The organism is Haloprofundus salilacus (genome assembly GCF_020150815.1).
GTDB lineage: Archaea > Halobacteriota > Halobacteria > Halobacteriales > Haloferacaceae > Haloprofundus > Haloprofundus salilacus.
The window spans coordinates 2,045,212-2,058,880 of the sequence record NZ_CP083723.1 but is presented as its reverse complement, the minus strand read 5'-3'; the positions used below and the strand labels follow the sequence as shown (position 1 = coordinate 2,058,880).

At 64.4% G+C, this 13,669-nt stretch carries 17 protein-coding genes; 7 read left to right on the top strand and 10 right to left on the bottom strand.

Annotated features, from left to right (window positions below; genetic code table 11):
* Nucleotides 1-71 precede the first annotated feature (71 nt).
* Entirely contained in the window at nt 72-512 is a 441-nt protein-coding gene (locus LAQ58_RS10580; RefSeq protein ID WP_224447433.1) for a DUF7313 family protein, read from the top strand.
* 400 nt (nt 513-912) lie between these two features.
* On the opposite strand, the gene LAQ58_RS10575 is transcribed toward LAQ58_RS10580, so the two are convergent.
* The 7 genes from LAQ58_RS10575 to LAQ58_RS10545 all read right to left on the bottom strand — a co-directional run bounded on the left by LAQ58_RS10575 (nt 913) and on the right by LAQ58_RS10545 (nt 5,229).
* Nucleotides 913-1,188, bottom strand: coding sequence for a DUF7314 family protein (locus tag LAQ58_RS10575; protein ID WP_224447432.1), 276 nt, complete (start codon nt 1,186-1,188; stop codon nt 913-915).
* Nucleotides 1,181-1,672 carry a DUF7315 family membrane protein gene (locus LAQ58_RS19005; RefSeq protein ID WP_317988535.1) on the bottom strand — a complete coding sequence of 164 codons (492 nt, stop codon included), beginning with the start codon at nt 1,670-1,672 and terminating at the stop codon, nt 1,181-1,183. The genes LAQ58_RS10575 and LAQ58_RS19005 overlap by 8 nt, the downstream gene beginning before the upstream one ends.
* A 24-nt stretch (nt 1,673-1,696) precedes the next feature.
* Nucleotides 1,697-2,458: a cytochrome b family protein gene (locus LAQ58_RS10565; RefSeq protein ID WP_224447431.1), complete on the bottom strand. Its 762-nt coding sequence runs from the start codon at nt 2,456-2,458 to the stop codon at nt 1,697-1,699.
* Nucleotides 2,459-2,471: 13 nt separating this feature from the next.
* Nucleotides 2,472-3,266, bottom strand: coding sequence for a cytochrome b (locus LAQ58_RS10560; protein WP_224447430.1), 795 nt, complete (start codon nt 3,264-3,266; stop codon nt 2,472-2,474).
* A 3-nt stretch (nt 3,267-3,269) separates the two neighbouring features.
* Entirely contained in the window at nt 3,270-3,656 is a 387-nt protein-coding gene (locus tag LAQ58_RS10555) for a DUF7318 family protein (RefSeq protein ID WP_224447429.1), read from the bottom strand.
* Nucleotides 3,657-4,286 (bottom strand): halocyanin domain-containing protein, encoded by a 630-nt coding sequence (locus LAQ58_RS10550; RefSeq protein ID WP_224447428.1) that lies wholly within the window; start codon nt 4,284-4,286, stop codon nt 3,657-3,659. It lies immediately after the preceding gene.
* A gap of 73 nt (nt 4,287-4,359) precedes the next feature.
* The gene (locus LAQ58_RS10545; protein WP_224447427.1) at nt 4,360-5,229 is read right to left on the bottom strand and encodes a DUF7319 domain-containing protein; all 870 of its coding nucleotides are present in this window, start codon (nt 5,227-5,229) and stop codon (nt 4,360-4,362) included.
* 202 nt (nt 5,230-5,431) lie between these two features.
* On the opposite strand from LAQ58_RS10545, the gene LAQ58_RS10540 reads away from it, so the two are divergent.
* Nucleotides 5,432-5,908, top strand: coding sequence for a DUF7321 family protein (locus tag LAQ58_RS10540; RefSeq protein WP_224450155.1), 477 nt, complete (start codon nt 5,432-5,434; stop codon nt 5,906-5,908).
* A 45-nt stretch (nt 5,909-5,953) separates the two neighbouring features.
* On the opposite strand, the gene LAQ58_RS10535 is transcribed toward LAQ58_RS10540, so the two are convergent.
* Nucleotides 5,954-6,193, bottom strand: a complete 240-nt coding sequence (locus LAQ58_RS10535) for a hypothetical protein (protein ID WP_224447426.1) — start codon at nt 6,191-6,193, stop codon at nt 5,954-5,956.
* Nucleotides 6,194-6,279: 86 nt separating this feature from the next.
* The gene (gene nth / locus LAQ58_RS10530) at nt 6,280-6,963 is read right to left on the bottom strand and encodes an endonuclease III (protein ID WP_224447425.1); all 684 of its coding nucleotides are present in this window, start codon (nt 6,961-6,963) and stop codon (nt 6,280-6,282) included.
* A gap of 150 nt (nt 6,964-7,113) precedes the next feature.
* Between nth and LAQ58_RS10525 the strand changes: the two genes are divergently transcribed.
* Complete coding sequence (locus tag LAQ58_RS10525) at nt 7,114-7,260, top strand: hypothetical protein (protein ID WP_224447424.1); 147 nt, start codon at nt 7,114-7,116, stop codon at nt 7,258-7,260.
* Nucleotides 7,261-7,441: 181 nt separating this feature from the next.
* On the opposite strand, the gene pan1 is transcribed toward LAQ58_RS10525, so the two are convergent.
* Nucleotides 7,442-8,662 carry a proteasome-activating nucleotidase Pan1 gene (pan1, locus tag LAQ58_RS10520; protein ID WP_224447423.1) on the bottom strand — a complete coding sequence of 407 codons (1,221 nt, stop codon included), beginning with the start codon at nt 8,660-8,662 and terminating at the stop codon, nt 7,442-7,444.
* A 127-nt stretch (nt 8,663-8,789) separates the two neighbouring features.
* On the opposite strand from pan1, the gene LAQ58_RS10515 reads away from it, so the two are divergent.
* The 4 genes from LAQ58_RS10515 (at nt 8,790) to rad50 (ending at nt 13,669) form a co-directional block, all read left to right on the top strand.
* On the top strand, nt 8,790-9,047 hold the full coding sequence (locus LAQ58_RS10515; RefSeq protein WP_224447422.1) for a MarR family transcriptional regulator: 258 nt from the start codon (nt 8,790-8,792) through the stop codon (nt 9,045-9,047).
* 101 nt (nt 9,048-9,148) lie between these two features.
* The gene (locus LAQ58_RS10510) at nt 9,149-9,373 is read left to right on the top strand and encodes a DUF7966 family protein (protein ID WP_224447421.1); all 225 of its coding nucleotides are present in this window, start codon (nt 9,149-9,151) and stop codon (nt 9,371-9,373) included.
* Nucleotides 9,374-9,527: 154 nt separating this feature from the next.
* Complete coding sequence (gene mre11 / locus LAQ58_RS10505) at nt 9,528-10,934, top strand: DNA double-strand break repair protein Mre11 (protein WP_224447420.1); 1,407 nt, start codon at nt 9,528-9,530, stop codon at nt 10,932-10,934.
* Nucleotides 10,931-13,669, top strand: a complete 2,739-nt coding sequence (gene rad50, locus LAQ58_RS10500) for a DNA double-strand break repair ATPase Rad50 (RefSeq protein WP_224447419.1) — start codon at nt 10,931-10,933, stop codon at nt 13,667-13,669. Before mre11 ends, rad50 begins: the two co-directional genes overlap by 4 nt.

Below are 13,669 nucleotides of genomic sequence, written 5' to 3'. Positions count from 1 at the left end.
CGCGCCCCGAATCGGGCTGGCGGCGCGCGGGATTGGAAAAACTCTAATGAGTTACCTTCCGATATTCGGGTATGCTACCGCTGCAGTTCATCGTGCCCCTCGACGTGCTCGATGCTATCGCCCCGGCGCTACCGGCCGTGATCTTGGTGCTCGTGCTCGCGAACATGGCGACGCGCTTCCTCGGCCACCGCGCGCACGAACGCCAAGCCCGCGACGACGACGCGGAACTCAGCCGATACACGCCGCACACGCTGACGAGCGGCGCGCTCGTCGTCGCGTCGTTCCTCTTTCTCGTCGTCGAACCGCACGGCGGGATGGTGATGTCGGTGCTCGTCGTCGGCATGTTCGTCACCGACTTCTTCGAGTTCGAGGCTCGGCAGGTCGAAGCGCGCAACAAGATGACCCTCGAGCGGCCGAAAGGCGGCCTCGCGGCGTCGGTGCTGGTGCTCCTGTACGCGGCGTTCCAGAGCCTCTTCTTCCTCATCGCTGACATCTGGACGCAGATAATCTGAGACGGGCTGACCGCCCGTTGGTCGTCGGACACGGTCGAGTCGGCGGCGCGTCGGGTTCTCCTCCGTCGGCTGAATGCTCGTCGAGCGCCGGCGAGCCTGCGGAACGTCGCGGGTCGGACAGCGGACCAGAGCATGTGGTCGAAGCGAGTGCGTTCACGACGCAGTACGACTACGGGCGAAACGGACGACGAACGTTTCTGTAGAACGTGAGTACGATACCGGTGGTCTAACGTGCGCGCAGCGCGCCGATGCCACGGTCAGCGATGGAAGCGACAGCGACGAGAGAAACGATGGCGACGACGGAAGCAGCGGTGACGAGAAATCCTGCGTGAACTATCGCTCTCAGGAGCGGTCTGGATAGAAAGAGAGCTCCGGCGGGCGATGCCGGGAGAAAAGGGCGTTACTGCGACCGACGCTCGCTGTACGCCGTGCGCAGTTCGCGGCCCACCGGGATGAGCACCCAGAACGTGAGCGTGCCGAGAATCGCGAACCAGAACAGCACGTCCATCAGTGCGATGGCGAGACCGTTGAGCAGGTCCGGTCCGTCGACGGTCACTGGTTCGACCAGCTGTGCGGCGCTCTCGAAACTGCTCGTGCGGTACCATCCCGCCAGAACCATCCAGCCGAGTCCGGCGGCGGTGGCGATGGTCAGCCCCTTGATGAACTCGTCAGCCATTATCCGAAAATTCGTCGGAGTCCTCTTGAGAGTTTCCCATTCCGCGGGCACGGAACCGGGTGCCGAGGACGTACACTCCCGCGCCGAAGCCGATGATTGCGATGCCGACGAGCGCGAGCAGCGCACCGAGCAACCCCTGGTCAACGGGGACGCCGACGGCGGTCAGCGCGCCCGTAATCGCCTGCCGGAGGAAACTGAACTGGATCGTCGCCGCGTCGATCAGGACGAAGCCCAAAACCACCGAGACGACGGCAATGAGCGTCGAAAACACCGTTATCGTCTTGTACAACCGCATCGGGACGACGATGTCGCGGCGACCCGAGGCGGTCTCGTCGCTCGCCCGTTCGTCGCGGGGTTGTCCGCTGCCCGCCCGCTCGTCGCGAGACCGTCCGTCGGTCGGTTGCTCGTCGCGGGGCTGCCCGTCGGTCGTTTCGTCCCCGGTCGTCCCCTCGTCGGCCGTATCACTGTGCGAATCTGAACTCATGGAAAATAGTGCGGCGAGAGTCCGCTAGCGCGGTGGCCGAAGCCGGTAGTACCGGCGGTTGAGGTCGTACATGTACCCCTCACGCATCGTCTTGAGCACCGCGTAGGTGACGATGCCCGCGACGATGGGTAGCAGGAACGTCAGGTCGAACAGCAGGTCGATGTTCATCGGAACCAGGTTCTGGACCGCGAGCACGCTGATGGTGAACGCGAAGACGACGCCGCCGACGCCGACGGCCGCCCAGAACGGCTGTTCGACGGGACGGCGGGCGCTCCCCTTGTTGAGGAACGGTACCATGGCGATGAAGCCGACGACGACGACGTTCGCGAGCACGCCGTACGTCCGGTCGGCCATCAGCTTCTGGCCGCCGAGGATCGACAGTTCGGGGTTCACCGGGCTGAGTTTCAGCAGGCCGAACGACCAGTACAGATACCAGTCGGGCAGGATGATCGCCGGGGTAGAACTCGGGTTCGCGGGCGACCCGATGTGCGGCGGCAGCGTCGCCGAGAGGAAGAAGATCATCCCGACGAAGAAGCTCGCGATGGAGAGGTTTCGTATGGTCTCGTGGGGCCACGTCGGGAAGCCGAGCACGTCGCGTTCGACGTAGTCGGACTCCGTCCGGAGGTCTTGGTCTTCGCGGCGCGAGCGCTCGAAGTACTCGTAAGTGAGCCGAGAGAGACCGGTCTTGCGAGCCTTACGCTCGCTCCACGTCGGCGTCTCGTCGTCCGGCGCGACGATGCCGGTGCCGCCGTCCGTTTCTGCGGTCGTGTTGTCGTTATTTGTCATTGTGATTCCTCGATTAGTGCGGTTCCGCGATGCCCTGCACCCAGACGATGCCGATGTGGATGGCGATGAGCGTCGTCACGATGAACGGAAGCAGGAACACGTGGATGATGTACATGCGTTGCAGGGTCGCCTGGCTCAGCGTGAACCCGCCGAACACCAGTTGGGCGGCCCACTCGCCTATGAGCGGGACCGACAGCGCCATTTCGACGCCGATCTGACCCGCCCAGAAGGCGAGCTGGTCCCACGGGAGCAGGTAGCCGGTGTAACCGAACCCCATCGTCAGGCTGATGAGGATGATCCCGAGTATCCAGTTGAGTTCGCGCGGTTCCTTGTACGCGCCGGTGAAGTACACCCGGAGCATGTGCAGGAACACCGCCGCGACCATCACCTGTGCGGACCACCGGTGGAGACTGCGGAGGAAGAACCCGAACTGGAGTTCGGTCATGATGAACTCGATCTGGGTGTACGCCGTCGTCGGGTCGCCGCTCGTCGCTGGCGAGTAGTAGAAGCCGAGTAAGGCTCCGCTCACCGCGGCGACGATGTACGATAGCGTCGAAAACAGTCCCAGCGTGTACAGCGGGTACCAGTACCAGAACTTGTTGTCGAGGTTGTACTGTTCGGTGTGGCTCTTCGGCATCTGGAGGTTGACTCGGTAGTAGAGCGTCTCCAGAATCTCTAGATAGTCCACGATGCGGAGTCGCTTGTCCATCCAGATGAGCGCGGTGAGGAACGTCGTCTCAACGGGCGAGAGGTCTTTCTCCTTCAGCCACGCGTCGTGGTCGTAGTCGTCTTTTCGTTCTAAGCTCATTCGTTACCTCTTGTAGTAGGGGTAGACCGCGCGTTTGAGCGTGTCCCACGCGTCGGTCCCGATTGTCTCACCGTCGACTTGCTCCTCTCTAACGTAGAGGTCCTCCCACTTGCGACGGCGCTTCTTTACGATCATCACGTCCGGGAGGAACTCCTTGCGGTACAGCGCGAGGATGAACGCGAGGTCGACGAATATCACGGTGAGCACGCCGCCGAGGAACATGTTCCCGTCGTCGGTCAGTCCCCACCCGGAGACGAGACCGTACGTGAACAGGAACACGAACAGCACTTCGATGATCGTCAGGAGGACGATCGCGATGGCCGCGGCGGTGCTCTCGCGGGCCGGTTCGTACCGGTGGATGTCGCCGTAGGTGCTGCCGGAGGAGGACATCTACCGACCCCTCCCGGTGTTGGCGGACTCGCCGTACTTCAGGATGTAGAACGTGTAGATGACGGTGACGATGATGCCGAGCAGCGTCGCCGACCCGACCCAGTGCGCCTGCACCGGAACGCCGAGTTCGTGGAGTTCCTTCTCGCCGCCGCCCGCCGCGACCGTCGGAACGTCGTCGCCGACGGCGACGGCGCCCTTCATGCCGAGGCCGGCGTGCGGGTCGCAGTGGTACTCGCTGATGCCGCCCTCCTCGAAGGTGTACTCGAACGTGAAGCCCGACTCGGACGACGTCTCGGATGTGTACTCGCCGGGTCCACCCTGGTGGGAGACGTTGTGTCCACCGCCCTCACCGGTCCACTCCCACGTAACCGTCGTGCCGGAGTCGACCCAGATGCCGGCGGGTTGGAAGGCGTACGCCCCGCCGTTACCCTGTGCACCGACCTGTACGGTCACTTCGCTCTGTCCTCGCATGTCCTGCGTGCCGCCCTCGACGCCGGAGAGCCAACTCCCGAAGTCGGGTTGCTGTCCGCCCCCACCGCCTTCTTCCTGCGCGGCGGCGGCGGTTCCGGATGCGGCGGCTGCGGCGGCAGCCGAGCCACCGGCCGCTCTCAGAAAGTCCCGCCTTTTCATACACCTTGGAGTCAGGAAGGGACGCGCTTAAAGCCTCCGACTGGCCGTCGTACCGCGATACGAGGCGGTCTGCCTACTCACTCTGGGCGGGGTCGTTGGGCCGCTCGCTCCGGCCGTCGCTGCCGTCGACTTCCGGCGGGTTCGACTCGTCGCCACCCGGAAGAAACTCCGGCCGTTCGACCTGCTCGGGATCGAGCGCTCTCAATCGGTTTCGGTACTCCTCGGCGCGGAACCGGTCGGAGAGTCGCGCGTTCGCGACTGTCAGGAAGAGGAACAGCCCGATTAACAGGAAGAAGAACGCGGCAGCGGGCGGGGCGAAGTTCACGTTCCCGCCGGATTCGAACGGGAGGAGCGGGACCCACGGCGACCAGAGAACGAGCAGGGCGAGCGCGGCGACGATCTGGACGCCGGCGACGACCTGTAGCATGTTGTTGCCAAGTTGGCCCGTCCCCTCGGGAACGTCTTCGGGTTTCGGGAGCGAGGCGTCGAGGGGCGGCTCTTCAACCTCGTAGTCGTCCATCGAGCAGAGCGCGACGGTCGGTTTCACGTCTCTGAGCACCGTTCCGCGGCCTTCGACGCTACCGTCGGCGTAGATGACGGCGAACCCCTCGTCGGAGTAGGCGACGATCTGCTCCTCGCCGTCCTCGCGGACGCGTTCGACCACGGCGAACACCTCCCGGTTGGCGACGCGCGTCCGGAGTTCCATCTCGACTCTGTCGAGCAGCTCCGGTCCGGTTATCCACGAGTCGCTGTCAAAGGCGGCTTCCCACTCCTCGAGCGACATCTCCGCCATCTCCTTCGGGCCGAAGTTATCGAAATCGTACTTCGACTCGACGTCGCGGCGGAGGGCGTCCAACTCGTCGGCGTCGGTCCCGTCGGCAGTCCGGGGATCGCTCGGGTCGTCGTCGGGACCGTCGGCCGACGCTGATGACGGGTCGGACATCACTCACAGTAGTCGACACAACCGTATACGCTTTCCGACAGCGTCGTCGGAGATGGTAACGGTCACTCCGTCGTCGTCGGAGGGGGCCATCCAGCCGTTGACGGTCGACCGTTCCGTCGTCGACCGCGACGGTGACCTCCGCCGCCGGTCGCCGGGGACGAAAGTCGGGTCATTTAGGACGACGCCGAACCTAGCCGAACTAATGGTAAGCGAGACCGCCATCGCGACGCTCGCCGCGCTGATGGTGACCGCGAGTTTCCCCTTCTACCTCTACGGCGCGTGGATCATGATAGACGCTGAGACGGTGACGTGGGGCGTGCTCGTCTACCACCTGAAGTTCATCGTCACCGGGTTGGCGCTGAACACGGTTCCCGTTCTCTTCTGGATGCTGCCGCGCCTGCTCGAACAGCTCGGCGGTCTCTCGGCGCTGCACGCCATCTTGGGACTCCAGGCGTACGCGATGCTCGTCTTCGCGCTGACGGGTATCGTCCGCATCTTCCAAGCCAAGCGCAACGCCGACCTGTATCACAACCCCGACCAGGAGATAGACCTGAACGACCTCCACGAGAACATGAGCGCGTGGCGCGGTCGGCTCCGACTCGGCGTGCTCGGCTACGTGCTGTTCTGGATCGCCGCCTACCTCGTCGGCGTTGTGCGCTACGTGACGATGTACTTCTGACCAAAAGAGTACCGCAGGGTCGACCGACGCCCCGGGGACCGCCGATTAGCTGTTGAACGGCTCTTCGTCGCGGTGGTTGTCGATGTTCTCCTGCTCTTGAGCGTCGGTCTCTCGGTCGACCGACTTCTGCTCGACGTCCTTCTCCCGGTCGGCCTCTTCGGCGGCTTCCTCGGCTTCCTGCTGTTCGGCCTCCGCCTTAGCTTGCTCCTCGTCGTCGGCGTCGTCGCTCTGGACGTCGAGTTCGGTGTCCTCCTCGAGGTCGATGCCGTGTTCGTCTTTGCCCATGTTCCCCCGTACGGCAGTCAGTCAAATAGTGGTGTTGGCCGTCGCAATCGCTGACACGTCACGGAGAACGTCAGAATCGGGTCGGCTCACCACGCGTCGCCGCTGGCGAGGTCGACGTCGTGGTCGAGTTTCGAGGAGGGACAGATCTCTTCGAGTACGCAATCCGAACAGGTCGGATTGCGCGCCGTGCAGACAGCCCGACCGTGGCTGATGAGCAGGTGAGTGTACTGCTGCCAGTCCTCCTCGGGGATGACGGGCATTAGGTCATCCTCGATTCGCTCGGGGTACTCCTCCTCGGTGAGTCCGAGACGGCGACTGATGCGTCTGACGTGGGTGTCGACGACGATTCCTTCGACCACGTCATGGCCGTGCTGGAGGACGACGTTCGCCGTCTTCCGGCCAACACCCGCGAGATCGGTCAGTTCGTCCATCGTGTCCGGCACCTCACCGCCGTGCTTTTCCACGATATCGGCGGTGGCCGAACGGATGTACTTTGCCTTGTTGTTGTAATACGTGATAGACGAGAGGGCTTCGGCCATCTCCTCCTGCGGCGCGTTCGCGTACTCCTCGGGCGTGCGGTACGTCTCGAACAGGTCGGCGGTCACCTTGTTCACCCGCTCGTCGGTGCACTGCGCCGACAACATCACCGCGATGAGCAGTTCGAGGCGATTCGAGAAGTTCAGCGAAATCGTGGTGTCGGGGTACTCGTCGTACAGACGGTCGAGAACTTCCAACGCCTGCTCTTCGCGCGACGGCAGTGACTCTCCCATATCCCCTCGTGCGGGCGGGTGAAATTGAGTACTGTGGTTCGGTGTCGGCTGTGGTTTGGCGTCGACGGTTGCGGGCGGCCGCATCCCCGTGCGCGGGGTCCGAACCGTCCGACGGCCACGTTTATGTCGTCGCCCTTCCGAAGGATGCGTATGAGCTTCGATTTCGACCAATTCGACCATCCGTCGTGGCTGACCGTTGCGGGCGTCGGCGCGGGCTACGGCGTGATTCTCCTGGTGATGTTCGTCGTCCTGTTTCTCGTCCCGCTGGCCGTGTTCGGGATGTTCATCTCGCCGTAGCGTCGGCCGGTAGCGCCTCGATTCGGCATCGCCCGTGCTCGACTGATCGGCGAGTGGCGCGGCGGTTTTCTTCCGGAGCTCGAACGAGAGACGGTCGTCTGTCGCCCCGAGTAGAAGTGGAAAACCTGAGGCCGTCGTCTGTCGACCGGAGTAGATGAGCAAAAAAAGTGAGGCGGTCGGTTCAGGCGAACGCGCGCGACACGTCGGCGTCGATGTCGGCGTCTTCGGCCTGTATCTTCTCCCACGCGTCGAGGAAGTCCTGCATGAATATCTCGGTTCGGTCGTCGCGGATGGCGAACATCCCCGCCTCGGTGCAGACGGCTTTGATGTCGGCGCCGGAGGAGTCGTCGGCCAACTCGGCGAGTTTGGCGAAGTCCACGTCGTCGGAGACGTTCATGTTGCGCGTGTGGATCCGGAAGATGATCTCGCGACCCTCGTCGTTCGGTTTGGGCACTTCGATGAGTCGGTCAAAGCGACCCGGCCGGAGAATGGCGGGGTCGAGCATGTCGAAGCGGTTCGTCGCCGCGATGATGCGGACCTCGCCGCGGTCGGCGAAGCCGTCCATCTCGCTGAGCAACTGCATCATCGTCCGCTGGACCTCGGCGTCGCCTGACGTCTTCGAGTCGGTCCGCTTGGAGGCGATGGCGTCTATCTCGTCGATGAACAGCACCGCCGGTTCGTTCTCGCGAGCCACCTCGAAGAGGTCGCGAACGAGTTTCGCACCCTCGCCGATGAACTTGTGGACCAACTCGGAGCCGGCCATCTTGATGAACGTCGCGTCGGTCTGGTTGGCGACGGCCTTCGCGAGCATCGTCTTGCCGGTGCCCGGCGGGCCGTACAGCAGGACGCCCGACGGCGGGTCGATGCCGACCTCGGTGAACATCTCCGGGCGGTCGAGCGGCATCTCGACGGTCTCGCGCACCTCGTTCATCTGCTCTTCGAGGCCACCGATGTCCTCGTAGGTGACGTCGGGGCTGTGCTCAACCTGCATGACGCGCGCGCGTACGTCAGTCTCCTTTTCGAGCTTCTTGACGATGGACAGCGAGTTGTTGACGGCGACGCGGGCGTCTGGTTCCAGGTCGTCCCGCATCTCGTCGGTCACTTCGGTGAGGGCCTCTTGGTTGTTGCCGTGCTGTTTGATCACGACGCCGTCCTCGTTTATCTCTTGGACGGTGGCGACGAACAGCGGCGACTGCTTGAGCTTCTTGTTCTCGTGGGTCAGTCGCTCCAACTTCTGTTGGTACTTGTTGTTCTCGGCGTTCGCGTCGAGGAGCTTGTCACGCATCTCCTCGTTTTGAGCTTCGAGGACCTCGAGGCGTTCTTCCATCGCCTCGATTTTCTCCTGCTGTGACGCCGCCTCCTCGTCGTAGGGTAAGTCGACGTCGTCCACAGTATCGGTCATCGGACGGATTAGGACATTAGTTCATAAGAGGCTTCGGGTCGCGGGGCCACTCGCCGCCGCAAATTTCTGACAGTAATATCCTGACATAGCAAATATTATCTGGCTGTATGCCACAGCAACAGATATCATGAGTTGCACCGAGGCAGCCGCCACCGATTCGACCGACCGCTGGGAGTCAGTCCGTGATCTTCCCCCGAGTGCGAAACTCGTCGCGAAAGTCCTCGACTACAACGAGACGATGACGCAGAGCCAACTCGCCGAGGAGACGCTGTTGCCGCCGCGGACGGTCCGCTACGCGCTCACGAGGCTCGAAGAACAGAACGTCGTCGACTCCCGCTTTTCCTTCTCGGACGCGCGAAAGCGACTGTACACGCTCACCGTCTAACACTCACCGTCTAACGCTCACCGTCCGAGTTCTCTGCTGTCGGCCCATCTCTCACGGACTCTCACGAACGTTTATCACCGAGAGCGCGTCCACTCTCGCCCGTGGCATCCCCGAGAGCGGTCAAGCGCGCGCTCCGAGCGCTGGTGACGGAGAGACGGCTCGCCGAAGACAGCCCTGCGGTCGGAGACAGCACGGCCGTGAGTGACGCGCGAGAGAGTATCGAGACCGCGGGAGACGCGCTCGACGACGTCGAGTCGGCGGCGGGGTCCGCGACAAACGGCGGGTTCGAGCGCGTTCGAGACGCCGCGCCGGGGAGGCGGTACTGACGACCGTCGGGACGTACCGTCGTGCGGCCGCCGGCGACACCGAGACTGATTCCGATGCCGACGCCGACGCGGAGTCCAACTCCGAGCGAGACGCCGAAGCGGCGACGGCGCGCGTCGGTACGCATTTAGGAGCCGACGGCCAACGGGCGGACAGATGACACGGGTGATACACACCGGCGACACCCACATCGGGTATCAGCAGTACCACTCGCCGGAGCGACGACGGGACTTTCTGGCGGCGTTCGAGCAGGTGCTCGCCGACGCCGTCGACGGCGACGTGGACGCAGTCGTTCACGCGGGAGACCTCTTTCACGACCGTCGCCCCGAACTGCGGGACCTCCTCGGAACACTCTCGGCGCTCAGAACCCTCCAAGACGCCGACGTTCCGTTCTTGGCGGTCGTCGGCAACCACGAGTCGACGCGCGGCGGGCAGTGGCTCGACCTGTTCGAGCGCCTCGGTCTCGCGACGCGCCTCGGTCCCGACCCGCACGTCGTCGGCGACACGGCCTTCTACGGCTTGGACCACGTCCCCAAATCGCGACGTGACGAACTCGACTACCGGTTCGAACCGCACGACGCCGAACACGCGGCGCTCGTGAGCCACGGTCTCTTTACACCGTTCGCGCACGCCGACTGGGAGACCGAGACGGTGCTCGAACAGTCGAACGTGGCGTTCGACGCGGTGCTCCTCGGCGACAATCACGAGGCGGGAACCGCCGACGTCGGCGGAACGCCCGTCACCTACTGCGGGTCTACAGAGCGCGCAAGCACGAGCGAGCAGGAGGGTCGCGGCTACAACATCGTCAGTTTCGACGGCGACGAAATCGACATCCGCCAGCGCGCGCTCGAAACCCGCCCGTTCGTCTTCGTCTCCGTCGAACTCGCCGAAGGCGAAGGCGAGTCCCGCGTCCGCGAGCGGGTCCGCCAGCACGAACTCGAAGACGCCGTCGTCGTCGTCGAAGTGACCGGCGACGGCGAACCCGTCACGCCCGCGAGCGTCGAAGAATTCGCCGCCGAACGCGGCGCGCTCGTCGCGCGCGTCACCGACCGCCGCGAAATCGAGGTCGAATCAGACCTCTCGGTGAGTTTCGCCGACCCCGACGACGCGGTGCGCGAACGTATTTCCGAACTCGGTCTGTCGACCGCCGCCATCGACGTCGACGAGACGGTCCGCGCCAGCAAGACCGCGGACTCGAATGTCCGCCAGGAAGTGAAACAGCGCGTCGAAGCGCTCGTCGACGACGGACTCGACAACTTCGCGCGCGCAGAGGCGCGCGAAGACGACGGAAGAGAGGAGAGAGATGCCGAAACGGCGGTCGGATCGGAACGAGACACCGAGGCCGAAGCGGACGAACCGGACGACGCTGCTGACGCCGCCGAGGCCGCCGACGAGCCGGAGTCGGCGACGAACGGTGAACAGTCGCCCGGCGGCGCGGCGACCGACCCCGTCTCAGCCTCCGCGTCCGAAGCCGACGATTCGTCCGAAACGGCCGAGTCGGCGGCCACGGAGGAGTCAACGTCGACGACCGACGGACAGCTCTCCATGGAGGATTACTCGTGAGATTCGACCGTATCCGCCTCAAGAATTTCAAACCGTACGCCGACACCGACCTCGAACTCGGCGACGGCGTGACCGTCATCCACGGTCTCAACGGCAGCGGGAAGTCCTCGCTGCTGGAGGCGTGTTTCTTCGCACTCTACGGGGCGACGGCGCTCGACGGCACGCTCGAAGACGTGGTGACCAACGGCGAGGAGGAGTCCGAAATCGAACTCTGGTTCACCCACGCGGGCGAGGAGTACCGCGTCGAGCGCCGGATTCGACTCTCGGGTGACCGGGCGACGACGGCCAAGTGCGTCCTCGAAGGGTCCGCGGTGCCCGACGGCAGCGTCGACGGCGCTCGCGACGTTCGGCGGTTCGTCGTCGACCTGCTGCGGATGGACGCCGACGCGTTCGTCAACTGCGCGTACGTCCGGCAGGGCGAGGTGAACAAACTCATCAACGCGACGCCGACGGAGCGACAGGACATGATAGACGACTTGCTCCAGTTGGGCAAACTGGAGCAGTACCGCGAGCGGGCGCGAAACGCCCGCCTCGGCGTCGAGGACGTGCTCGGTGACAAGCGAGGCGGCCTCCGCGAACTCGACTCGCAGGTCGAAGAGAAGCAGGCGGCGAACCCCTACGAGCGGCTGAACGCGCTGCGGACGGAACTCAACGAAGTGACCTCGAAGATAGAGAACTACGAGGCCCAGCGCGAAAAAGCCGAGGAGAGCCGGAAAGCGGCGGTCGAGACGCTCGAAAACTACGAGGAAAAGCAGGAGGAGCTCGCCGAACTCGCCGAAGACGTCGAGTCGCTGAAGGCCGACATCGAGACGACGGAGAACGAGCGCGAGACGCTGCGCGAGAAGGCTCGGGAGACCCACGAGCGCGTCGACGAACTCGAAGCGACCGTCGAGGACGCGGTGGCCGAGAGCGATGTCGAAACCGTCGACGACAGCGCCACGTCTCCGACGCGACAAGCGGACGGCAAAGCCGTCGACGACGCCATCTCCGCCCGACTGGAGGAACTCGCCGACCGGCGCGAGGAACTCTCCGAGTCGATACAGGAGCTGAGCGTGAAATCCGAGGGGTTCGAGAACCAGTCGTCGAACCTCGCCGACAAAGCGGCAGACCTCGAATCCCGGGCCGAACAGAAGCGCACGCGCGCCGACGAACTGGAGAATGATCGCGAGAACGGCGAGTCGGAACTCGACGACCGACGCGAGAAACTGACCGAACTCGACGACCAAATCGAGGAACTCGAAGCGACGTTCGACGCTGCGCCGGTTGACCGGGGCGAGGCGTCCGCCCACCTCGCCGACCTCCGCGAGCGGAGATCCGAGTTGCGCGACGAACTCGAAACCGTCCGCACGAACCTCCGGTCGACGCGTCAGCGCGTCGAGGACGCCGAGCGACTATTGGAGGAGGGGAAATGCCCCGAGTGCGGCCAACCGGTCGACGAGTCGCCGCACGTCGACACCGTCGACGAGGACAGAAAGCGGGTCGAGGAACTGGACGCCGAGCGCGAGGAACTCGAAGCGGAGATCGCGGCGCTCGACGACGACATCGACCGCGCCGAGTCGCTCGTCGAGACGGGGAACAAACTCTCCCAGTTGCGGGAGCGGCGCGACAGCGTAACGACGCTCGTCGAGCAACGCGAGGAGACGCTCGCCGAGAAAGCCGACCAGGCGAAAGCGGCGCGGGAGGACGCGGCGGAACACGCCGAAGAGGCCGAACAACTCCGAGACGCCGTCGAGCAGACGGCGACGAGAGCCGAGGAGACCCGCGAGCGCATCGCGGAGCTGAGAGCCGAACGCGAACAGGTCGACACAAGCAGAGGACGTCTCGAACGCGTCCAGTCGCTCCGCGAGGAGATCACGGACGCCGAGGAGCGACTCGACCGTATCTCCGAGAAACGGTCGGACCTCGCGGACCGAAACGACGAGCGCCGGGAGTGGTTAGCCGAGAAGCGAAGCCGACAGCAGGCGCTCCGCGAGGAGGTCGACGAGTCCCAGATTCAGCAGGCCGAAGAGAAGAAGTCCAATGCCGAGGCGTATCTGGAGAAGGTCGACCCCGCCCTCGAATCGCTGCGAGAGCAACGGACGAAACTCGACAACGACATCGGCGGCGCGAAAAGCGACATCGAACGCCTCGAATCGTTGAAAGAGAAACGCGACCACGTCGCCGAACGGGTCGACGCGCTCGAATCGCTCCACGAGGAGACCGAGGAGTTGGAGGCGATGTACGGCGACCTGCGCGCGGAACTCCGCCAGCGCAACGTCGAGACGCTCGAACGGATGCTCAACGAGACGTTCGACCTCGTCTACGCCAACGACGCGTACGCGCGCATCCGCCTCGACGGCGACTACGAACTCACCGTCTATCAGAAGGACGGACAGGCGCTCGACCCCGAACAGCTATCCGGCGGCGAGCGCGCGCTGTTCAACCTCTCGCTGCGCTGCGCCATCTATCGTCTTCTCGCAGAGGGTATCGAGGGCGCGGCCCCGACGCCGCCGCTCATCCTCGACGAACCGACCGTCTTCCTCGATTCGGGGCACGTCGGTCGCCTCGTCGACCTGGTCGAGGAGATGCGCGGCTTCGGCGTCCGCCAGATAATAATCGTTAGCCACGACGACGAATTGGTCGGCGCGGCCGACGACCTCGTGACGGTGGAGAAAGACCCGACAAGCAACCGCTCGACGGTCCGTCACGAGGAGGTCGCCGGGCTGTCGGCCGTCGAGTCGGTGGCCGACGACTGA